A 20817-nucleotide genomic window follows, 5' to 3' on the forward strand; every position below is an offset into this window, starting at 1 on the left:
TCTATTTAAACGAGTATGTCGTGATATTCCTTATTTTTTTCGATCTGTGCTTTTGCAAACGGACAAAGTGGAATCACTTTTATGTTTCTGCTTCTTACATATTCCACCAATGCAGCTAATAACTTATGCCCTACTCCCTGTCCTCTTAACGTTTCACTCACATCGGTATGATCTATAATTATCTTATCTGTCCCAGCCACAGAATATGTCATTTCTGCCAATGTTTTATTACCTTCTTCAATATAAAATCTACCTTTACTGGCCGATTCTTCTTGCTGAATATTAAATTCCATGATTTTTAATTTTAAAACTTATTAAAGGTAGTGCTATTCTTTAAAATGTAAAATACATAATCAGCAATATATAGCATTGGAAAGATTTTTTTCTTCTGAAAAATGATAAGCATCCATAAAACAGCACGTATTCATTCCAAATTCAGATAAAACCCATTAGACGTATAATTTTAATCTACAAGCAGTTGACTAATCTTATCGTTTAAAGAATTAAAAACAATTGATATTCTTTAAAAAAAATCACAATTTTCTTTGGATAGAAAAGAGGAGTTTCTTTATATTTGCCCTCACGAATGCGAGAGTAGCTCAGTTGGTAGAGCGTCAGCCTTCCAAGCTGAATGTCGCGAGTTCGAACCTCGTCTCTCGCTCTAAAAGCCTTACTTAAAAGTTGGGCTTTTTTTATGGAAAATATGTACCTTTAAGGGATATGGAAAAGGAAGTAACAAGAATCAATAAGTATTTAAGCGAAGTAGGCTACTGCTCTCGTAGAGCTGCCGATAAACTTATCCAACAGCGACGTATTACCGTAAATGGATCCATACCAGAAATGGGAACTAAAGTTAGCGCTGATGATGAGATTCGTGTTGACGGTAAACTTATTGCAGAACCTAAAGAAGATTTTGTATATATCGCTTTCCATAAACCTATCGGCATTGTTTGCACTACCGATACCCGCGTTGAAAAAGATAATATCATTGATTATATAAACTACCCAAAGCGCATATTTCCTATCGGGAGATTAGATAAACCAAGTGAAGGACTCATCTTCCTAACTAATGATGGAGACATTGTAAATAAAATTTTACGTGGTAGAAATAAACACGAAAAAGAATACATTGTTACTGTTGATAAAATAGTAACGGATGACTTCATTAAAAGAATGGGAAATGGAATCCCGATTCTAGATACGATTACAAGAAAATGTAAGGTCGAAAAAATAGACTCCAAAACTTTCAAAATCATCCTTACACAAGGATTAAACCGACAAATACGTAGAATGTGTGAGTTTTTAGGCTATAACGTAACTGCTTTAAAGCGTACTCGTATTATGAATGTATCGTTGGATATTCCCGTTGGAGAATGGAGAGACCTTACTAAAGAAGAGCTTAGCGAAATAAATAGGCTCGTAGCTACTTCTTCAAAAACAAATCAGATTAATTAGAAATCTCCATCTTATAAACGGCAATTCTATTTTCTACTAAAAGCATTATTTAGCTATTTAATGCTATAAAGTAGTGAATCACAATATTGATTGTCTGATTGCAGAAATCTAAAACTTCACCTCACTCCCACTATCCATTTCATAAGGCTCTTTGCCTTGCTCAAAGATTCTAGCTTGCAATGTCCCTCTCAAATAAATACGTTCATCTTTTACTTCCAACCAACTCCCTTCTCGGAGGCCAATTACAGGTTGTGTATTAATTGTATGAAATTCTTTAATCCTAGTTTCTCGAGTTTCCCCTTTATGGGTGCTCTTGGTATCTGGATCTAAATAATGTGGATTTATATTAAAAGGTACCGCTCCTAAAGTCTTAAAACTCGGAGGATAAATAATAGGCATATCATTGGTAGTTTGCATCGTTAGTCCAGTTATATTTGCTCCTGCACTGGTTCCAAAATAATGCATCCCTTCAAAAATACGCGCTCTTAAAACTGCCATTACATCATTTTTATAAAGCTGAGTAACCAATAAGAATGTATTACCTCCCCCTGTAAAAACTGCTTTTGCCTCCTTTAGAGCTTCAACTGGATTAGAAAAGGTATGAAGTCCTATAATTTTTTTACCTATTGTAGCAAATCCCTTCTGGGCTACCGCCGTATATTCATCATGAGAAATTCCCCCTGGGCGAGCATACGGAATAAAAATAATCTCATCTATATCTTTAAAGAATTCCGATAGGTCGCTTAAAATATATTCTAAATAACTGCTCCCATGCACGGTAGAAGTACTTGCTATAAGTAAATTTTTCATGTTTTTTGCTTGAAGATTTTTTGTAAATTTATGTAAGAACTTTTATAAACCTTTTTAATTATCTAAAAATATCTCTGTAACTGTTATTTTCGGACTAAAATTCACACTATACATATAGCGTGATTTAACAAAAGATTACCACGACTTTCTTTTATATTTCATCGGGATATGATTTATTTACTTAACAAAACTAAACTAATGCAAAAACAATTACTATTACTTCTATTCGTTTTAAGTCCTATTTTTATCTTTTCTCAAGATGGAGCAACTACGTTATTAAGAGGAAAAGTACTTTATAGAAATACAAGTGTTGCGAATGAAAACGTAATCAATATATCTACTGAAAGAGCTACTATTACAAATGAGCAAGGGGAATTTGAAATAAGAGTGAAAAATGGAGATAAGCTTGCTTTTACAGCTATGAATTACCAAATGAAAACGGTAGAAATTACGGAAGAAATCCTAAAGAATAACCGTTTAGTAGTTGAAGTAAATGAGAAAATAACAGAATTAGATCAAGTAATTGTAACTCCAGAAGACAGACAGGCATACATAGAACTAAAGAATGAAGAATTCAAGCAAGTAGATTATTATACGGATAAATCTACTGAGGTTACAAATTACGCAATTCCTGTGAGCCAGAGAGGAATGAAAGATGGAATCAATTTTGTTAACATCTACAAAGCGCTATTTAATTCTAACAAAGATAAAAATCAAGACCAGTCGAAAGTATTACTACCAAGCCAAGTATTAAGACAGGTTTACGATGACGAGTTTTTTGTGATGGATTTAAACATCCCACAAGATCAGATTGATGAATTTCTATTTTATGTAGACGACAAACTTCCGTCACAGACATTGATGAAAAGGAGTCATGAATTTGAACTCATCGATTTTTTAGTTGACCAAAGCAAAGATTTTAACACCCTTAAAGCCTCTGAAGAATAAACTATCCTTTATTTTCCTTTTTGCATGTAGCATTGCCTCCGGACAAATTTTTAAAACGAGTTTGAAAGGTAAAATCACGAATTCTAATTCGGAGGTCGAAGGTATTTATATCCTTAATAAAACAGCAAATATTTCAACGATTACCAATCATGAAGGAGCTTTTGAAATCGATGTGAGTGCTAAAGACACTCTAGTATTTTCAGCACTTCAATACAATATCAAAATAATTCCTGTTACGGAAGAAATACTAGAAAGTAATTTTTTAGAAGTACTACTTTCAGAAAAAATAAACGAGCTATCTTCAGTAACCATTACTCCATATAGTTTGTCTGGAGATTTATCAAAAGACATCAATAACAACCCAATAGAAAACCCCATAAACTCTGTATCTCTAGGCCTTCCAAACGCTACTGTAAAAAAGAAAACACATGCGCAAAGAATGCTATACACTGCGTCTAGCGGCCCACTAGATCTACTCCTAAATACTATAAATGGGAAGATTAAAAAAATAAAAAAACTTATAAAACTTCAGAAACTAAATGCCAAGACCGCAGATACAAAAGAGATTTTTGAGGTTGATTTTTATGTTAAAGATTTAGAAATTCCAGAAGACTATATTGATCGCTTTATGTACTTTTGTGCTGTTGACCCTATTTTTGAAGAAATTCAAGATAAAGACGCACTTACCATTTTGGAATATATGAAAGCCAAAAGTTATGACTTTAGACTTTTAAATGAATTAGAATAGAAATGAAAAAATATATAGTTCTCTTATTAATCCTTCCTTTACTTAGTTTTGGTATCTATCATAAGTTTTATCTAAGTGTAACAGATATAAACTACGCTGAAGAGGATCAAGCTATACAGATGATATCGCGCTATTTTATAGACGACTTAGAAAAGCTCTTTAAAGAACGCTACGGGATCGATGCGCAACTAAAAACTAAAGAAGAACTTAAAAATATAGACTCTTATATTGAAAAATACCTTCATGAAAAGTTTATTGTCTCTATAAATGGAGAAGAGGTTCCTTGGAATTTTATTGGAAAAGAATACGATGTAGATGTTATGAAATGTTATCTTGAAATTCCGAAAATAAAATCTAAAAAAATAAAATCTATCAGTGTAGAAAGTAAAGTTTTATTTGATGTTTATCCAGAACAACAAAATGTGGTACATGTTAATATCAATGACCATAAGAAAAGTTTTATGCTGATAAAACAGAATGATAAAGCTATGTTAAAACTGTAAGTTTAACCCTATAAAAAGTTCAAATTATTTAATTTTCAATCCTAATTTATTTCTAAACAAACTATGCACAAATTCAAGTACCTATTAGCAGGCTTTTGCTTCTTGTCTTTTAGTATTGTTTTCGCTCAAGAAAACGGTAATAAAGAACGAGAACAAGGCCACACAAACACAAACAAATTCCGACAAATGTATGAGGAGTTTGCAACTCCAAATATGTACCGTACTGGTTCTGGAGCTCCAGGTCCTGCTTACTACCAACAGCAAGCAGACTATAAAATGGATATCGAATTAAACGACGATACTCAGAAGCTTACTGGAGAAGAAACTATTACTTACACAAATAACTCTCCAGATAAATTAGAGTTTTTATGGGTTCAGTTAGATCAAAACGTAAGAGCTAAAGATTCTAAATCTCCACTTAGAGATGGTGGCGGTGTTCCTCCAGCAGAAGAAACTGCTAGTTTCGCTAGTAAATACTACAAAGCTCCTTTTGACGGTGGTTTTAATATCCAACATGTAAAAGACACAAAAGGTAAAAACTTACCATACACAATCAATCAAACGATGATGCGTGTAGATTTAGACAAGCCACTTGCGCCAGGAGAAAAATTCTCTTTCGAAATTAAGTGGTGGTATAATGTAAACAACCACCTTGTAGATAGAGCAAGAAGTGGATACGAAGAATTTCCTGATGGAAATAAAAACTACGTAATCGCTCAGTTTTTTCCACGTATGGCTGTTTATAACGACGTAGAAGGATGGCAAAACCATCAGTTCTGGGGAAGTGGAGAATTTGCACTTCCATTTGGAAACTACGAAGTTAATATTACGGTACCTTCAGATCATATTTTAGATGGTACTGGAGTACTTCAAAATCCTAAAGATGTACTTTCTGATGCGATGTATGATCGTTATGAAGATGCTAAAAAATCATACTCAAAACCTGTTTTTATAGTTACTGAAAGCGAAGCTAGACAAAACGAAAAAGGACATTCTACTGATAAAAAAACTTGGAAATTAAAAGCAGAAAACGTTCGTGATTTTGCTTTTACTACTTCAAGAAAATATATTTGGGAGCAACAAGCTGTTAAAATGAATAATGGAAAAACAGTAATGGCTGTTTCTATCTATTCTAAGGAAGGGAATCCACTTTGGGAAGAGTATTCTACAAAAGCAGTTGTTCAAACATTGAAAACATATTCACACCACACATTCGATTATCCTTACCCTAAGGCTATTTCTGTTCATGCAAAAAATCAAGGAATGGAATATCCTATGATTTGTTGGAATTACGGTCGTCCTGATGAAGACGGAAACTATAGCGACCGTGTGAAGTACGGAATGATAAGTGTTATTATTCATGAAGTAGGACACAACTATTTCCCAATGATTGTAAACTCAGACGAGCGTCAGTGGGGATGGATGGACGAAGGTATCAATACTTTCTGCCAGTTTTTAGCAGAGCAAGAATTTGCTAAAAACTACCCAGAAGCTGTTGGTCCAGATGGAAAATATCCTTCTAGAAGAGGAGAGCCTTCTAAAATTGTAGATTATATGAAAGGAGATCAAGATTTTATAGCTCCAATCATGTCCAATCCAGAGAACGTTTACCAATTGGGAGCTAATGCTTACGGAAAACCTGCTACTGCTCTAAATATACTTAGAGAAACAGTAATGGGACCTGAGTTATTCGATTATGCATTCCAAACATACGCACAACGTTGGATGTTTAAACACCCTACTCCAGAAGATTTCTTTAGAACTATGGAAGATGCTTCTGCAGTAGATTTAGATTGGTATTGGAGAGGATGGTTCTACAGCACAGACTTTGTAGATATCGGTGTTCAAGATGTTAAGAAATACTATGTTTCTTCAACTCCAAACGCTCGTATCAGAGAGATTTTAGAGCAAAGAGGAATGTCAGAATCTGAACTTCCAGATTTAGTTTACCTTGTTGCAGAAGATAGTGATGACTACAAAAATGAAGTTGCTAAAAAATCTGAACAAGAAAACTTCAAGTCTGTTAATGAGTATTTAATGGATAATTTTACTCCACAGGAAAGAAATAATATGGAAGCTCCTAAGTACTTCTACGAAGTTACTTTTAACAAACCAGGAGGAATTCCAATGCCACTTATCGTAGAATATACTTACGAAGATGGTACTACAAAAAGCATTACATATCCTGTAGAAGTTTGGAGAAAGAACGACAAAGAGGTTAAAAAAGTGATCGCTACAGACAAAGCAATTACAAGCATTGTGGTAGATCCAAAAGCAGAAACTGCAGATATCGATACGGAGAATAACTCTTGGCCTAAAAAACAAGGAGATTCTGATTTCGATAAATTCAAAAAGAAAGTACAGAACTAATACTTTCTATAACTAATTTAAAAGGACTATTTCAATTTGAGATAGTCCTTTTTTTATACCCTTTTGCTATATATTTTTAGCTTTTATCTGGAGCCCTAACATACATAATACAGCAGAAGCTGTTGCCTGCCTTCACCACTACACGGTAGTTGGCTCTGTCAGGGCTATAAGCAATCGCTTGCGAGTCTATCTAGCTTTTTTAATTGTTACCGCCATACTCATTCAAAACAAAAAATAATACTTATTTTTGCACCTTGGTATGAGATTAACAATTCAGAAAATAATTCTCAGTTTAAAAAAACGCACTATGATTCAGATAAAATCACTCGAGGAAATTGAATTAATGAGAGAAAGCGCCCTTATTGTTTCTAAAACATTAGGAATGTTGGCTACAGAGATAAAACCGGGTGTAACTACGAAACATTTAGATAAAATTGCAGAGCAATATATAAGAGATCAAGGAGCAGAACCTGGGTTTTTAGGTTTATATGGTTGCCCATCTACCCTACTTACAAGTACAAACGAAGCGGTAGTTCACGGACTTCCAACCGATGTTCCATTAAAAGAAGGAGATATAGTTTCTGTTGATTGCGGAGCTTTAAAAAATGGTTTCTATGGAGACCACGCCTATACCTTCGAAATAGGAGAAGTAGCACCAGAAACCAAAAAACTTTTAGACATCACTAAAGAATCTCTTTACGTTGGAATCCGAGAGTTTAAAATAGGTAATCGCGTTGGCGACGTAGGTTTTGCTATTCAGAATTTTTGTGAAAAAGAAGGCTACGGTGTTGTTAGAGAACTTGTAGGCCATGGCTTAGGTAAAAAGATGCACGAAGATCCAGAAATGCCAAACTATGGTAAAAGAGGTCGCGGTAAGAAATTTGTAGAAGGAATGGTAGTTGCTATCGAGCCAATGATAAATTTAGGAACACACCGTATTAAGCAATTAAAAGACGGTTGGACAATAGTTACTGCAGATGGTGAACCAAGCGCTCACTTTGAGCACGATGTAGCATTAATAAACGGGAAACCTGAAATTCTTTCTACTTTTAAATATGTCTATGATGCTTTAGGAATTACAAGCAACGAAGAAGACGAATTTAAAAATGTAGTAACCGAATAGATTCTCTTTTGAAAAAACTCTTCAAATTCGTTTTAAACACGGTTCCCAGACCTTTACTAATTAGACTAAGCTATTGGGTGCGCCCACTTATTGTAGCTATTTATAAAGGCAATACATATACAGATCCTATAGACGGCAAAAGCTTTAAATCGTTTTTGCCGTATGGATATGGCCAACAAAGAAATAATGTGCTAGCCCCAGGAACATTGTCTTTAGAAAGACATCGCTTGCTATGGCTTTATTTAAAAACAGAAACCGATTTCTTTTCTAAGCCTTTAAAACTTTTACACTTTGCCCCCGAACAAGCGTTTTACAAACGTTTTAAAAAGCTAAAAAACTTAACGTATACAACTACAGATATAGAATCTCCTTTAGCAGATGTTAAAGCAGACATTTGTGATCTTCCCTTTGAAGACAACTCGTACGATGTTATTCTTTGCAACCATGTCTTAGAACACATTAAAGACGATAAAAAAGCAATGGAAGAGCTTTTTAGAGTCCTAAAACCTGGAGGTTGGGGTATTTTTCAAATCCCTCAAGACATCCAAAGAGAAAAAACCTTTGAAGACAATAGTATTGTAGACAGAAAAAAACGTGCTGAAATTTTTGGGCAATACGATCATGTACGTGTTTATGGCCTAGATTATTTCGATCGACTTAGAAATGTAGGTTTCGATGTCCACGAAGTTCATTATACCAAAACGAAATTGACCCCAGAAAAGGTAGAAAAGTATGCCCTTAATCCAAATGAGATTATTCCCGTTTGCTTTAAGCCTATCAAATAATTTAAATAAGTTTCTTCTTTACTCAATAAGTAGCTCTTGGAATCCTTTTGTTTTATACTCTACAAGATCTCCATCTCTATCTGCACTAATCATATAGGCTTCGATTTCTGGAGTCTCTTTTAAAAGTTCCTTTGCTTTATCTAATGGCATTACCATTAATGCTGTAGCATAAGCATCTGCTACCATACATGTTTTTGCAACTACAGAGACACTTAACACATTACTTTTTTGAGGATATCCTGTAAGCGGATTTATAATGTGCACATAATGCTCTCCTGTTTCTTTATCCACTCTAAATTTCCTGTAATTCCCGCTTGTAGCCATCGCCTTATCTTTTAATTGCACTTTGGCAATTAAAACACGCTGTTCATTATCTTGAACTGGACTATCTATAGCTACGACCCAATTTTTTATTTTATTCGTTTTCTTACTGTTCCCTCTAGTTAGAATCTCCCCTCCTAGTTCAATTAAATAGTTATCTACACCATGTTCATCAAACATTCTCCCTATTAAGTCGATAGTATACCCTTTGGCTAGAGCATTAAAATCTAAATAGATATCTTTATTTTTCTTAACCACTGTATGCCCTTCAGACATAAAAACTTTATTAAAACCCGTTAATTGCAACAGACTATCAACCTCATGAGCTTCCATATGATCTATTGCCATCTCCGGACCAAAACCCCAAGCATTTGCTAAAGCTCCGATTGTAGGATCAAAAAAACCACCTGTTTTTCTCCATACCTCTTTTGCTTTCATAAAAACTTCTACAAAATACTTATCTACCACAACAGTGGTATCTCCTCTATTGATTGCAGAAATATCTGATGTTGGTAAATAGGTAGACATTGATTTATTTACCGTATCAAAAACAGCCTCTATCTGAGGTTTAAGACTTACACTATCGTTTTCAATCTCATATTTTATAGTATATGTAGTTCCTAAAGCATAGCCTTGTTCTGTTTTAAAATTAGGCTCACTCTCTGTCTGCGAACACCCTATAAAAAATAAACTTAATATAAATATTAACGAAAAGCCCCAGTTAGATTTCAATGATCCCATTATAATTAGTTATATATTTTTCTCCTTTTTTAATTGGCGCCTCATAATCTTTTGCATTTGCAATTCCCACTCCAGCAAAAAAAGTACGCGCCTTAAATTTTAACGCATGCGCACGCATGGTTTCCATATAAGTAACGTTGTATTTTTCAGGATTATCAGGATAAAGAATAGCTTTTACAACTATAAAATGAAGCTTCTTATTTTTTAAACATACAAATTGAGGATCCTTTTTAAGCTGGCTATTTACAGAGATAAACTCAAACCCTTGCTTCTCTAAATCTTTACCAACAACATTCATAGCTAAATTATGAAGTTCTTGTTCTGTAAATTCCTCTAACATAATAATATCTTTTCAGTATACTGATTTATTGCGCTATTACTATTGCCTTTTGCACATATAAAATATGTCGCAAAAATACATAAATCTTTCTGATATACTCCCTATTCTATTAGCTCCGTAGCAAACTTTTTTAATAATCCTTTTCACACAAGAAACATTCGCATTTTTTATTTGGCACAATACTTGATTTTCTTCAATAAACTGAAAATCTTTATTTTATGAAACCATTATACATTTTTCTATTCTCACTAGCCACTACTTTAATGAGTGCGCAGACAAAAACTATAAGCGGAAAAGTAACCGATGCAAATGATGGCACAGGGCTGCCAGGGGTGAATATTCTGATAAAAAACACTAAAACAACTGCTCATACAGACTTTGATGGTAATTACACTCTAAAAGCTGAAACTGGAGATATTTTGGTATTCTCCTATATTGGGATGCTTACAAAAGAGGTGAAAGTAAAATCTAATGATAAAATTATAAATGTAAAACTCGAAGCTGATCAAGTAGAACTGGAAGAAATTGTAACTATTGGTTATGCATCAAAAAAGCGAGTAAGCAATCAAAGCCTAATTAGCTATGAAACGCTACCTGTTAACACTGAAAGTTATGCTGAAATAAATGAAAATGGATTTCTTCAAGTAAACTATAAACCACTTTCTACATTTTCTATAGATGTAGATAAAGCTTCGTATAGCAATATGAGAAGAATGATAAATAACGGAGAGGAAATCCCTACAGATGCTATAAAAACTGAAGAGCTTATTAATTATTTTAATTACGATTATAAGCAACCTAGCGGGAAAGATCCTTTTTCTATTGAAACATCTTTAAATAAAGCTCCATGGAATGAAAAACATGAGCTAATCAAAATAGGAATCAAAGGAAAAGAAGTCCCGTTAGAGAATATTCCAGCTTCTAATTTAGTTTTTCTAATAGATGTCTCTGGATCTATGAATGCTAGTAATAAACTTCCATTATTAAAATCAGCATACAAACTATTGGTTAATCAATTAAGACCAGAAGACATGGTTTCCATTGTTGTATATGCAAGCGCGTCTGGTTTGGTATTACCTCCTACATCGGGTAAGGATAAAAATAAAATTTTGGAAGCTTTAGATAAATTGGAAGCTGGAGGTTCTACAGCTGGCGGCGAAGGTTTATCACTAGCTTATAAAACTGCGGAAGAGAATTTTATTAAAAATGGAAACAATAGAATTATTCTAGCAACAGATGGAGATTTTAATGTAGGCCCGTCGAGCGATAAGGAAATGGAAGATTTAATAGAAGAGAAACGTGAAGGCGGTGTATTCTTAACTTGTTTAGGATTTGGAATGGGAAATTATAAAGATTCTAAAATGGAAACATTAGCAGACAAAGGAAATGGAAATTATGGATATATCGACACCATGCAAGAAGCCCAACGTGTATTAGGAACAGAATTTGGCGGTACACTGTATACAATTGCTAAGGATGTAAAAATACAAGTGGAATTTAATCCTAATAAAGTAAAAGCATATCGTTTGATAGGTTATGAAAATAGACTGCTAAACGATGAAGATTTTAAAGACGATACAAAAGATGCTGGAGAACTTGGGAGCGGACATACAGTAACGGCTTTATATGAACTTATTCCTACTGGAGTAGATAGTAAATACTTAAAAGGCATAGATAGCCTTAAATACACCAAAACAAGCCCTACAAATAAATATAATGACGAATTGTTAACCGTACGCTTTAGATATAAAAAACCTGATGGCGATACTAGCAAAGAAATTATAGAAACCGTAAAGGATGAATATACAAAGACTAATAGCGATTACAATTTTGCAGCAGCTGTTGCAATGTGGGGAATGTATTTAAGAGATTCTGACTACCTAAACGGAGTTACAAAAGATGAAATTATTAATATAGCTGAGCAAAACAAAGGAAAAGACAACCAAGGATACCGTTCTGAATTTATCCGTCTTATGAAGAGTTATAATTACAATCCAAAACAGGAAACCAAATAAAAATAGCATTAGCTACTAGCCCCGATTGAACGTGCTACCCCGCCAGACTTTTTTTAGTCTGGTGTGTAGTAGGAAAAGCGGGCAACAGCAACGTGCTAATACAAAACAAACATCATGCTCCCATAAAATAAAGAGAGAGTAGCTACTACAGGTGATTATTAAAAACAAAATCGGCTACTAGAAATAGTAGCCGATTTTATAATTTATATACTTTGTTTATCCTCCAAAGTCATCGAAACGTACATTCTCTGGTGGAACACCAAAATCGTCGCACATTTTTTCAACGGCTTTGTTCATTAAAGGAGGTCCACAGAAATAGAATTCTATATCTTCTGGAGCTTCATGATGATCTAAATAGTTGTTTATTACCACTTGGTGAACAAACCCTACAAATCCATCTCCTTCGTCGTCTATATTTTCTTTTACTTTCCAGTTATCTTCCTCTAAAGGTTCTGATAAAGCGATGTAAAATTTAAAGTTAGGAAAATCTCTCTCTAAAGCTCTAAAGTGCTCAGTATAGAAAAGCTCTCTTTTAGAACGACCACCATACCAGTAAGTCACTTTTCTACCCGTTTTTAATGTTTTGAATAAGTGATACAAGTGAGAACGCATTGGCGCCATACCTGCTCCACCACCTACATAAAGCATTTCTGATTCACTTGGATTGATGAAGAACTCTCCATAAGGTCCTGAAATTGTAACCTTATCTCCTGCCTTCTTAGAGAAGATAAAAGATGAAGCAACCCCTGGGTTTACATCCATCCATCCATTTTTATTACGATCCCATGGTGGAGTCGCAATACGAACGTTCAACATGATATCTCTTCCTTCTGCAGGGTAAGAAGCCATTGAGTAAGCTCTTTCTACAGTTTCACTATTTTTCATTTTTAATGGCCATAAGTTAAACTTATCCCACTCCAATTGAAATTTCTTAGGATCGTCATGCTCCTCTGGATGCGCAGTAATATCGAAATCTTTAAAATCTACTTCTACTGGTGGTATTTCAATTTGAATATACCCTCCTGCTTGGTAGTCCATTTCTTCTGGAAGACGTACTACAAACTCTTTAATAAAAGAGGCAACGTTCCAGTTACGAACAACTTCTGCTTCCCATTTCTTGATACCGAATACCTCTTCAGGAACTTCGATTACCATGTCTTGTTTTACTTTAACTTGACATCCAAGACGCCATCCTTCTGCAATCTCTTTACGTGTAAAGTGTGGAGCCTCTGTAGGAAGGATTTCTCCTCCTCCTTCTTCTACAACACATTTACATTGGATACAAGTACCACCACCTCCACATGCAGATGGTAAGAATATTTTATTGTCTCCTAATGTTGATAATAACGTTCCTCCTGAGGAAACCTCAACATCTTTTTCTCCGTTAATTTTTAAGGTAACAGGACCAGAAGGTACCAGCTTGGCCTTGGCAAGTAATAATATAATAACCAATAAAAAAATTAGTGTTAAGAATACTATTAAACTTGCTATGATTACTGAATAATCCATATGCTTTTACTAATAAGATTTATAATTTAATTCCCATAAAACTCATGAAACCAAGTGCCATAAGTCCTGTTATGATAAAAGTAATTCCTAATCCTCTTAATGGAGCTGGAACATTTGAGTATGTTATTTTCTCTCTAATTGCCGCAATTGCAAGAATTGCCAAGAACCAACCCACTCCAGAACCTAATCCATAAACAGCAGCTTCGGACACTCCTCCGAAATCTTTCTGCTGCATAAATAAAGAACCCCCAAGGATTGCACAGTTTACCGCAATAAGTGGTAAGAAAATACCTAGGGCTCCATAAAGTGCTGGTGCAAATTTCTCTACAATCATCTCTACTAACTGTACCATGGATGCGATTACCGCAATAAACATGATAAAACTTAAGAAACTCAAGTCGATATTTGCATATTCTGGACTTAACCAAGTTAAAGCTCCAGGTTTTAATAAATAGTTATCTAACAAGAAGTTTATTGGTACTGTGATTGCTAAAACGAAAATTACAGCAGCTCCCAAACCAACTGCAGTTTTTACTGTTTTAGAAACCGCTAGATAAGAACACATCCCCAAGAAATAGGCGAAAATCATGTTCTCAATAAAAATACTTCTTACAAAAAGGTTTACGTATTCCATTTTATTATTTTTTGATAAGCGTGCTACTTAATTTTTTTCGATTAGTTCTCTATTTCTAGAACGTTGGATCCAGATGATCACCCCTACTACTAATAGAGCCGCTGGAGATAACAACATCAACCCGTTGTTTTCATACCCCATAGCATACAATCCTGTAGATTCTGCTACTGTAGCTCCTTTATGTCCTAGAACTTCAAATCCTAATAATTTTCCTGACCCTAATAGCTCACGGAAAAAAGCAACGATAATAAGAATTAAACCGTAACCTGCTGCATTTCCTATTCCATCTAAGAATGATCTCCATGGTTTGTTTGCTAAAGCGAAAGCTTCTAAACGTCCCATTACAATACAGTTGGTTATAATAAGTCCTACGAATACCGAAAGTTCTTTACTCACATCGTAAGCATATGCTTTAAGCACCTCGTTTACCAAAATTACCAAAGCCGCAACAATTACCAACTGAACGATAATACGAATACGATTTGGAATTAGATTTCTAATTAAAGAAACGATAACGTTACTACAAGCCATTACCACCATAACGGCAATTGCCATTACAATAGATGGTTTTAATTGAACCGTAATTGCTAGTGCAGAACAAATCCCCAATACCTGAACAGTAATCGGGTTATTATCATTTAAAGGATCCGATAATAATTTTCTGTTTTTCTTAGAGAAAAGTGGCTCTTTTTCTTCAGCTACAAAAAGCACCACAGGTGATTTCTCTTTTTTGTTTTTAGTATCAGCCATCATAATTATTTTAAAGCTACTTTAGAGTTCTCTTTTTTAAGATAAGAAAGGTAATACTTTAACCTTTTTTGGATCATTTGCGTAACACCATCTCCAGTAATTGTTGCTCCGGAAATAGCATCTACAGCATTATCATCTTTGTCATTACCTCCAGAATATCCTTTCTGTACAGTGATTCCAACGAAGTTACCAGACTCATCATAAATCTTTTCTTCCTCAAATCTCTTTTGAAACCAAGCTTGTGTAATTTCTGCACCAAGTCCAGGAGTTTCCCCTTTATGATCAAAAACTGCTCCTTTTACTGTATTGATGTCTGATTCTAAAGATACATATCCCCAAATAGCGTCCCATAATCCGGCACCTCTAAGTGGAATAACATAATATTTCTCTCCTTCGACATCTGCAACATATAACGGAAAACGCTGTTTGTCTTCGTCTTTTTTAACCTCTTTGGCTAAGTCAATTTTAAATGCTTCCACATCTGTTTTAACTTCACCTTTGTTATCTAATGCAATCTCTTCTTTAATATACTTATGGTATGTTTCTTCTGCCTCTTCTTTAGAAGCTTCGATACCAATAGTAGCAAGAATGTTTTGCATTTTTTCGATTTTTATATTCTTAGCTTGAATAGGCTGTAAAGATGTTGCAGCAAAGGCCAAAGCCGAAGCAACAATAACAACCATAATTCCTGCGAATATAAAAGTATATGCGTTACTATCTCTATTCATAATTAAGCTGATTTAACCGTAGCGGTAGATAAACGTTTCTTTCTTCTAGTGATGCTTGATTGAATAACATAATGATCTATTGTTGGAGCAAATACATTCATCAGTAAAATTGCCAACATTACTCCTTCTGGATATGCTGGATTAAATACACGAATCATGATACTAAAGATTCCAATCAATATTCCATAAATCCACTTTCCTTTTAGTGTTTGAGCTGCCGATACTGGATCTGTAGCCATAAACACAAGTCCGAAAGCGAAACCTCCAACTAGCATTTGTTGATACCAAGGAAAAGCCATTAAATCGTTAGCACTCCAAAGGTTGAATAAGAACCCCATAAATGCAGCTCCAATTGCTCCTCCTACCATAATTCTCCAACTTCCAATTCCTGTAAGAATCAATATTGCAGCTCCCACTAATATCCATAGTGTTGATGTTTCTGAAATAGATCCTGGAATTGCTCCAGAGAACATAGACCATGAGTTATATGCTACTTCTTTCCCAGCAGCTAACGTTCCTAATATTGTTTCTCCAGAAATAGCATCTACATTAGTTGCTTCCGAAACCCATACTTTGTTACCCGACATAAATGTAGGATATGCAAAGAATGCGAATGCTCTTGCTGTTAATGCTGGATTTAAAATATTCATTCCAGTACCTCCAAAAGCTTCCTTTCCAATTAATACTGCAAAAGCTACAGAAACAGCAACCATCCAAAGTGGAATATCTACAGGCATAATCATTGGGATTAATAACCCAGTAACCAAATACCCTTCATTCACTTCGTGTCCTCTGTAAATAGCAAAAACGAATTCTATTCCTAGTCCTACTATATAAGATACAGCTACCATTGGTAATACTTTCCATGCTCCATGAGCAAAAGCATCCCAAAAAGTAAATGCTTCTCCTAACTGAGAGAAGTGTTGGTAACCTGCATTATATATTCCGTAAATTAAAGCTGGTATTAGCGCTAAAACTACGGTGATCATTGTTCTTTTTAAATCTACTGCATCACGAATATGCGCCCCTTGTTTGGTTGTATGATTTGGCACAAACAAAAAGGTATCGAATGCATTAAAAGCAGGTGCCATTTTCTCCCACTTCTCACCTTTATTAAAAGGCTTTTTTAGTTGATCTAACTTTTTTCTTAAAGCGTTCATATCTTAGTTTTTATTAACCAACTTCTTTTATCATTACATCCAAAGCTTCTCTAATAATAGCTTGTGCTTCAAGTTTGGAAGTACTTACATAATCTACTAATGCAAAATCTTCAGGAGCTACTTCGTAAATCCCTAAGTTTTCCATTTTTTCAATATTAAGTACCATACACTCTTTAAGAAGTTGCATAGGATATACATCCATTGGTAATACTTTTTCCATTTCTCCAGTAACAACTAAAGCTCTCTCTTCTCCATTTAAGTTGGTATTAACCGCATATTTCTTATTTGGAAATAACCAAGAAAGTGATGTTTTAGACATACTAGGAATATTATTATCTTTAAATGGCAACCATCCAAACATTCTATAATTATCCCCTTCTGGAATTAAAGTAATTGTATTGCTATAATACCCAACAAAAGCATCATTAGCTATCTTATCTCCTGTAAGGACATCTCCGCTAATAATTCTAACATTTGCAGGTAATTGACCAACTACATCCTTAACATTAGATCCTATTTTAAGCCTGTAATATTGAGCTTTAGGCGCTTCTGTTCCAGCTACGGCAACTACACGAGTTGCATCGAATTTTCCGGTTTTAAACAACGAACCAATAATAGCTACATCTTCAGGATTAATTACCCAAACACGTTCTCCAGCATTTATTGGATCTATGTGATGTATTTGAACCCCAACATTCCCCGCAGGATGTGGACCAGATACTTTATGCATCTGCACACCTTTTACCTCATTAAAAAATGAAGCCGATCTTTTATCAATCGAGAGATGTGTTTTCCCTGTAGTTAGTTTTGAAATTGCATTCAATCCAATTTGGAATTCCTCTTTGCGTTTTCCTAATGCAAACTCAACATCAGCTGCCAATGGCGCTGTTGCTAAACCTGAAATAAAAATCGCCTTAGGGGCATCATCTGGATTTGCTACAATATCGTAAGGTCTTTGCTTAATAAAAGGCCAACACCCACTATCTAGGATGTGTTGTTTAACTTCTTCTCCAGACATACTTTCGATGTCTTTTGAACCAAAATCCTTGTACGTATCCGCTGCATCAGCTTCTACAACAACCTCTAAAATTCTTCGCTTTGCGCCTCGCTTTACTTCTTTTAAAGTACCACTTACAGGTGAAACAAATTTCACTTGCTCATTGTACTTAGAATAAAAAATAATATCTCCAGCTTTTACAGACTCTCCCACTTTAACAACCATCTTTGGTGTTACACCATGGAAGTCAGTTGGCTTAATAGCGAAGTTTTTAGATCTTGGCGCATCAGAAATTAATTTTTCCGCCTCACCTTTCAGCTTAATATCTAAGCCTTTTCTAATCTTAATGTCGTTTGACATGCTATCTATCTAATGAAATTAGTTAACTCAAAAATTCGTGCAAATTTAATAATTAAAACATAGTTCGCATAATAAAAACCTATATTTTTAAGGAGCATCTTACTACATTGTAGCCTTGGTAGGTATTTTATGTATATTTATCCTCAAATTTTTTTACTAATGAAATTCAACTATAACCTTTTCGTTATACTTTTTTTTATAGGAAACATCTCTTTTTCTCAAGTACAAATCGAGATGCCGCCTCCTGAAAATATCAAGTCTATTGTGTTTAAATCTAGCGCAGAAGGAGACCAGTTTCCTATCGTAAAAGTTGGAGAAACTATCACTCTTACTTTTGATGATTTATACGCTGACGAAAAAGATTATTATTATGAAATTGAACATTGTAATTACAACTGGACACCTTCTAAACTCCTAAAATCACAATTTCTAGTTGGGGTTGATGATCAACGAATTATAACATACGATAATTCTTTAGCCACCATTCAGCCATACACCAATTACCAACTCACACTCCCTAACCAACAGACGAAGCTTCGTGTTACTGGAAACTATATTTTAAAAATAAAAGATAATGCTGGAAACCTGATTTTCTCTCGCCGATTTATTGTTTACAAGGACGCTGTTAATGTTGGTGTTATAGCAAAACGGTCGAGAAGCATGAAAAATATTGATAAATTACAGCGCCTTGAGTTCCTTATTAATTCTCCAGATTTCGAGATTATTAATCCGCAACAAGAGGTTAAAGTAGCCATCTTACAGAACAGCAATTTCAATTATGTAATCACTGGAATTAAACCTCAATTTATGTCGCAAAACCAACTTATCTACAAATACGATATCGAGACTTCTTTTGAAGGCGGCAACGAATATTATTGGTTTGACACTAAAGAAATAAGAGTTGCTAACAACAGCATTGCAAGAGTAAACCTTACTAACAGATATAATCATTATTTATACACAAACGAACCCCGAAAAGAACTTGCTTACACCTATAATCCAGATATTAACGGAGACTTCTATATCCGCACAATAGATGGCGACAATCAAGATGTAAACCGAGAAGCAGATTACTCTTTTATACGCTTTAGCCTAGCCTACGATAACACCATAGGATTGGATAAAATATATGTATACGGGAAATTTAATAATTACGAATTATCAGACGAAAACCTACTAAAGTTAGACCCAAAAACAAACACGCTAAAAACTGCAATCCTTCTTAAGCAAGGGTTTTACAACTATAAATATGTGAAAGTTTCAGAAAATGGCATTGCAGACTTAAACTTTATTAGCGGCAGTCATTGGGAGACGGAAAATAACTATACAGTCATTGTATACTATAGAGATTTTGGAGATATTTATGATAGCGTTATTGGTGTTGGAAGCGCTTCTTCTGTCAACATATCTAATTAGTTTTTTTACTGAATGGAAAAGAGACACGCACCTTCTTTAAAACACAGAACAAACAAGTGCCTTAATTGCGAGATGCCTCTCGACAAGAGCGATGCTTTTTGCCCTTACTGCGGACAAAAAAATAGCTCCAAGAAGCTTTCTATATTTCATCTGATTGAAGAATTCCTATCTAGCATATTCTCTTACGATTCTAAGCTCCATAAAACCCTTGCCACATTAATTTTAAAACCAGGAAAAATAACAAGGGATTACGTAAATGGAAAGCGAGCAACCTACACCAATCCTTTTCGGTTTTTTCTTAGCATCACTATTTTATACTTTTTAATGATAAGTTACAGTAGCGATTTTGACCAAGCAAACAATACAATAAATGAATCTATTATAAAAGACAGCCTATTCATTGAAAACACTGTCAATTCTCTTAAGAAAACAATAATTTCTGAAAATGAGAAAAATACAATTGATTCGATTTTAAAAAAATACAGTCCAAAACGAGAGATTAACACTACAGACCCTCCATCTGTTTTTTTTGAAAAATTAAACGAAAAGCTTTTCATAAAAAGGATGTATGAAAAAACGGAATATTTTTATGAAGACATCCAAAGGGATAAGTATTTTAACTACGATAATGCTATTGACCAACTAAAGATTTCTCCTTCAATAGAGAACAGAGTAACTTTTAATATTGCAAAGAGTGCTCACAAAACATATCATAATCCTGGAAGTTTTTTTGCTAATTTAATATCAAAACTTCCTTTCATTATTTTCTTCTTTTTGCCATTTTACTCGATTTTTATATGGATTATTTACTCATTCGAAAAGTACCAATACATAGACCATTTAATCTTTAGTTTTCATACACAAACACTATTTACACTTTTACTAATAGTATGCCTAATCACAAAATGGGCATTTAATCAAGATTTACACATTATAGCCTTCCTCGCCTTTCTCATCTACCTTTACAAGTCCATGAGAGGTTTCTATAAAGAGTCTAGAATTAAAACAATTGTTAAATTCATTTATATTAATACAATTTTCCTTATTTTAGCTACAATATCAATAGTAACAATAGTTCTAGTAGGCATTTACACATACTAATTT

At 34.3% G+C, this 20817-nt stretch carries 20 protein-coding genes and 1 tRNA gene; 11 read left to right on the top strand and 10 right to left on the bottom strand.

The window, feature by feature from the left end:
* Positions 1-5: 5 nt before the first annotated feature.
* Complete coding sequence (locus ACN0TY_RS15125; protein WP_236959795.1) at positions 6-293, bottom strand: GNAT family N-acetyltransferase; 288 nt, start codon at positions 291-293, stop codon at positions 6-8.
* Positions 294-588: 295 nt separating this feature from the next.
* On the opposite strand from ACN0TY_RS15125, the gene ACN0TY_RS15130 reads away from it, so the two are divergent.
* Positions 589-661 (top strand) — tRNA-Gly (locus tag ACN0TY_RS15130).
* Between the two features lie 59 nt (positions 662-720).
* Positions 721-1455 (top strand): 23S rRNA pseudouridine(2604) synthase RluF, encoded by a 735-nt coding sequence (rluF, locus tag ACN0TY_RS15135; RefSeq protein WP_236959794.1) that lies wholly within the window; start codon positions 721-723, stop codon positions 1453-1455.
* 108 nt (positions 1456-1563) lie between these two features.
* On the opposite strand, the gene pepE is transcribed toward rluF, so the two are convergent.
* Positions 1564-2265, bottom strand: coding sequence for a dipeptidase PepE (gene pepE, locus ACN0TY_RS15140; RefSeq protein WP_417445145.1), 702 nt, complete (start codon positions 2263-2265; stop codon positions 1564-1566).
* A gap of 198 nt (positions 2266-2463) precedes the next feature.
* Here pepE and ACN0TY_RS15145 point away from each other — a divergent pair, with 198 nt between their 5' ends.
* The 6 genes from ACN0TY_RS15145 to ACN0TY_RS15170 all read left to right on the top strand — a co-directional run bounded on the left by ACN0TY_RS15145 (position 2464) and on the right by ACN0TY_RS15170 (position 8742).
* Positions 2464-3213, top strand: coding sequence for a carboxypeptidase-like regulatory domain-containing protein (locus ACN0TY_RS15145; protein ID WP_417445146.1), 750 nt, complete (start codon positions 2464-2466; stop codon positions 3211-3213).
* 61 nt (positions 3214-3274) lie between these two features.
* Positions 3275-3961, top strand: coding sequence for a carboxypeptidase-like regulatory domain-containing protein (locus ACN0TY_RS15150; RefSeq protein ID WP_417445147.1), 687 nt, complete (start codon positions 3275-3277; stop codon positions 3959-3961).
* Positions 3962-3963: 2 nt separating this feature from the next.
* A complete protein-coding gene (locus tag ACN0TY_RS15155; RefSeq protein ID WP_417445148.1) occupies positions 3964-4464 on the top strand; it encodes a DUF6702 family protein in 501 nt (166 codons plus the stop codon).
* Between the two features lie 63 nt (positions 4465-4527).
* A complete protein-coding gene (locus tag ACN0TY_RS15160) occupies positions 4528-6834 on the top strand; it encodes a M1 family metallopeptidase (protein WP_417445149.1) in 2307 nt (768 codons plus the stop codon).
* A 307-nt stretch (positions 6835-7141) separates the two neighbouring features.
* Positions 7142-7957: a type I methionyl aminopeptidase gene (gene map, locus ACN0TY_RS15165; protein WP_417445150.1), complete on the top strand. Its 816-nt coding sequence runs from the start codon at positions 7142-7144 to the stop codon at positions 7955-7957.
* Between the two features lie 8 nt (positions 7958-7965).
* Positions 7966-8742, top strand: coding sequence for a class I SAM-dependent methyltransferase (locus tag ACN0TY_RS15170; RefSeq protein ID WP_417445151.1), 777 nt, complete (start codon positions 7966-7968; stop codon positions 8740-8742).
* Between the two features lie 18 nt (positions 8743-8760).
* Here the strand turns inward: ACN0TY_RS15170 and ACN0TY_RS15175 are convergent, their stop codons facing one another.
* Both ACN0TY_RS15175 and ACN0TY_RS15180 read right to left on the bottom strand, forming a co-directional pair.
* On the bottom strand, positions 8761-9804 hold the full coding sequence (locus ACN0TY_RS15175; protein ID WP_417445152.1) for an FAD:protein FMN transferase: 1044 nt from the start codon (positions 9802-9804) through the stop codon (positions 8761-8763).
* A complete protein-coding gene (locus tag ACN0TY_RS15180) occupies positions 9785-10144 on the bottom strand; it encodes a Na(+)-translocating NADH-quinone reductase subunit F (protein WP_417445153.1) in 360 nt (119 codons plus the stop codon). The genes ACN0TY_RS15175 and ACN0TY_RS15180 overlap by 20 nt, the downstream gene beginning before the upstream one ends.
* A gap of 218 nt (positions 10145-10362) precedes the next feature.
* Between ACN0TY_RS15180 and ACN0TY_RS15185 the strand changes: the two genes are divergently transcribed.
* The gene (locus ACN0TY_RS15185) at positions 10363-12159 is read left to right on the top strand and encodes a YfbK domain-containing protein (protein WP_417445154.1); all 1797 of its coding nucleotides are present in this window, start codon (positions 10363-10365) and stop codon (positions 12157-12159) included.
* A gap of 216 nt (positions 12160-12375) precedes the next feature.
* Here the strand turns inward: ACN0TY_RS15185 and nqrF are convergent, their stop codons facing one another.
* The 6 genes from nqrF to ACN0TY_RS15215 are packed head-to-tail and all read right to left on the bottom strand — an operon-like array spanning position 12376 to position 18297.
* Complete coding sequence (nqrF, locus tag ACN0TY_RS15190) at positions 12376-13668, bottom strand: NADH:ubiquinone reductase (Na(+)-transporting) subunit F (RefSeq protein WP_236959780.1); 1293 nt, start codon at positions 13666-13668, stop codon at positions 12376-12378.
* Between the two features lie 19 nt (positions 13669-13687).
* Positions 13688-14302: an NADH:ubiquinone reductase (Na(+)-transporting) subunit E gene (gene nqrE / locus ACN0TY_RS15195; RefSeq protein WP_178951583.1), complete on the bottom strand. Its 615-nt coding sequence runs from the start codon at positions 14300-14302 to the stop codon at positions 13688-13690.
* Positions 14303-14329: 27 nt separating this feature from the next.
* Positions 14330-15052: an NADH:ubiquinone reductase (Na(+)-transporting) subunit D gene (locus ACN0TY_RS15200; protein WP_236959779.1), complete on the bottom strand. Its 723-nt coding sequence runs from the start codon at positions 15050-15052 to the stop codon at positions 14330-14332.
* 5 nt (positions 15053-15057) lie between these two features.
* Positions 15058-15780 carry an NADH:ubiquinone reductase (Na(+)-transporting) subunit C gene (gene nqrC / locus ACN0TY_RS15205; RefSeq protein ID WP_236959778.1) on the bottom strand — a complete coding sequence of 241 codons (723 nt, stop codon included), beginning with the start codon at positions 15778-15780 and terminating at the stop codon, positions 15058-15060.
* 2 nt (positions 15781-15782) lie between these two features.
* Positions 15783-16940: an NADH:ubiquinone reductase (Na(+)-transporting) subunit B gene (locus ACN0TY_RS15210; protein WP_236959777.1), complete on the bottom strand. Its 1158-nt coding sequence runs from the start codon at positions 16938-16940 to the stop codon at positions 15783-15785.
* A 13-nt stretch (positions 16941-16953) separates the two neighbouring features.
* On the bottom strand, positions 16954-18297 hold the full coding sequence (locus tag ACN0TY_RS15215) for a Na(+)-translocating NADH-quinone reductase subunit A (protein WP_417445155.1): 1344 nt from the start codon (positions 18295-18297) through the stop codon (positions 16954-16956).
* Between the two features lie 159 nt (positions 18298-18456).
* Here ACN0TY_RS15215 and ACN0TY_RS15220 point away from each other — a divergent pair, with 159 nt between their 5' ends.
* Together ACN0TY_RS15220 and ACN0TY_RS15225 are read left to right on the top strand one after the other, a co-directional pair.
* Positions 18457-19713 (top strand): DUF5103 domain-containing protein, encoded by a 1257-nt coding sequence (locus tag ACN0TY_RS15220; RefSeq protein ID WP_417445156.1) that lies wholly within the window; start codon positions 18457-18459, stop codon positions 19711-19713.
* 72 nt (positions 19714-19785) lie between these two features.
* A complete protein-coding gene (locus tag ACN0TY_RS15225) occupies positions 19786-20814 on the top strand; it encodes a DUF3667 domain-containing protein (RefSeq protein WP_417445157.1) in 1029 nt (342 codons plus the stop codon).
* Positions 20815-20817 lie beyond the last annotated feature (3 nt).

Origin of the sequence: Joostella sp. (genome assembly GCF_048266025.1) — a bacterium.
GTDB lineage: Bacteria > Bacteroidota > Bacteroidia > Flavobacteriales > Flavobacteriaceae > Galbibacter > Galbibacter atrarenae.

Excerpts from the sequence above, each read along its gene's own strand:
- ACN0TY_RS15180 (WP_417445153.1), bottom strand. The coding sequence starts at position 10,144 with ATGTTAGAGGAATTTACAGAACAAGAACTTCATAATTTAGCTATGAAT.
- ACN0TY_RS15125 (WP_236959795.1), bottom strand. The coding sequence starts at position 293 with ATGGAATTTAATATTCAGCAAGAAGAATCGGCCAGTAAAGGTAGATTT.
- nqrC (WP_236959778.1), bottom strand. The coding sequence starts at position 15,780 with ATGAATAGAGATAGTAACGCATATACTTTTATATTCGCAGGAATTATG.
- ACN0TY_RS15225 (WP_417445157.1), top strand. The coding sequence starts at position 19,786 with ATGCCTCTCGACAAGAGCGATGCTTTTTGCCCTTACTGCGGACAAAAA.
- ACN0TY_RS15215 (WP_417445155.1), bottom strand. The coding sequence starts at position 18,297 with ATGTCAAACGACATTAAGATTAGAAAAGGCTTAGATATTAAGCTGAAA.
- ACN0TY_RS15160 (WP_417445149.1), top strand. The coding sequence starts at position 4,528 with ATGCACAAATTCAAGTACCTATTAGCAGGCTTTTGCTTCTTGTCTTTT.
- nqrF (WP_236959780.1), bottom strand. The coding sequence starts at position 13,668 with ATGGATTATTCAGTAATCATAGCAAGTTTAATAGTATTCTTAACACTA.
- ACN0TY_RS15220 (WP_417445156.1), top strand. The coding sequence starts at position 18,457 with ATGAAATTCAACTATAACCTTTTCGTTATACTTTTTTTTATAGGAAAC.
- ACN0TY_RS15200 (WP_236959779.1), bottom strand. The coding sequence starts at position 15,052 with ATGGCTGATACTAAAAACAAAAAAGAGAAATCACCTGTGGTGCTTTTT.
- ACN0TY_RS15155 (WP_417445148.1), top strand. The coding sequence starts at position 3,964 with ATGAAAAAATATATAGTTCTCTTATTAATCCTTCCTTTACTTAGTTTT.
- map (WP_417445150.1), top strand. The coding sequence starts at position 7,142 with ATGATTCAGATAAAATCACTCGAGGAAATTGAATTAATGAGAGAAAGC.
- nqrE (WP_178951583.1), bottom strand. The coding sequence starts at position 14,302 with ATGGAATACGTAAACCTTTTTGTAAGAAGTATTTTTATTGAGAACATG.
- ACN0TY_RS15210 (WP_236959777.1), bottom strand. The coding sequence starts at position 16,940 with ATGAACGCTTTAAGAAAAAAGTTAGATCAACTAAAAAAGCCTTTTAAT.
- pepE (WP_417445145.1), bottom strand. The coding sequence starts at position 2,265 with ATGAAAAATTTACTTATAGCAAGTACTTCTACCGTGCATGGGAGCAGT.
- ACN0TY_RS15145 (WP_417445146.1), top strand. The coding sequence starts at position 2,464 with ATGCAAAAACAATTACTATTACTTCTATTCGTTTTAAGTCCTATTTTT.
- ACN0TY_RS15175 (WP_417445152.1), bottom strand. The coding sequence starts at position 9,804 with ATGGGATCATTGAAATCTAACTGGGGCTTTTCGTTAATATTTATATTA.
- rluF (WP_236959794.1), top strand. The coding sequence starts at position 721 with ATGGAAAAGGAAGTAACAAGAATCAATAAGTATTTAAGCGAAGTAGGC.
- ACN0TY_RS15185 (WP_417445154.1), top strand. The coding sequence starts at position 10,363 with ATGAAACCATTATACATTTTTCTATTCTCACTAGCCACTACTTTAATG.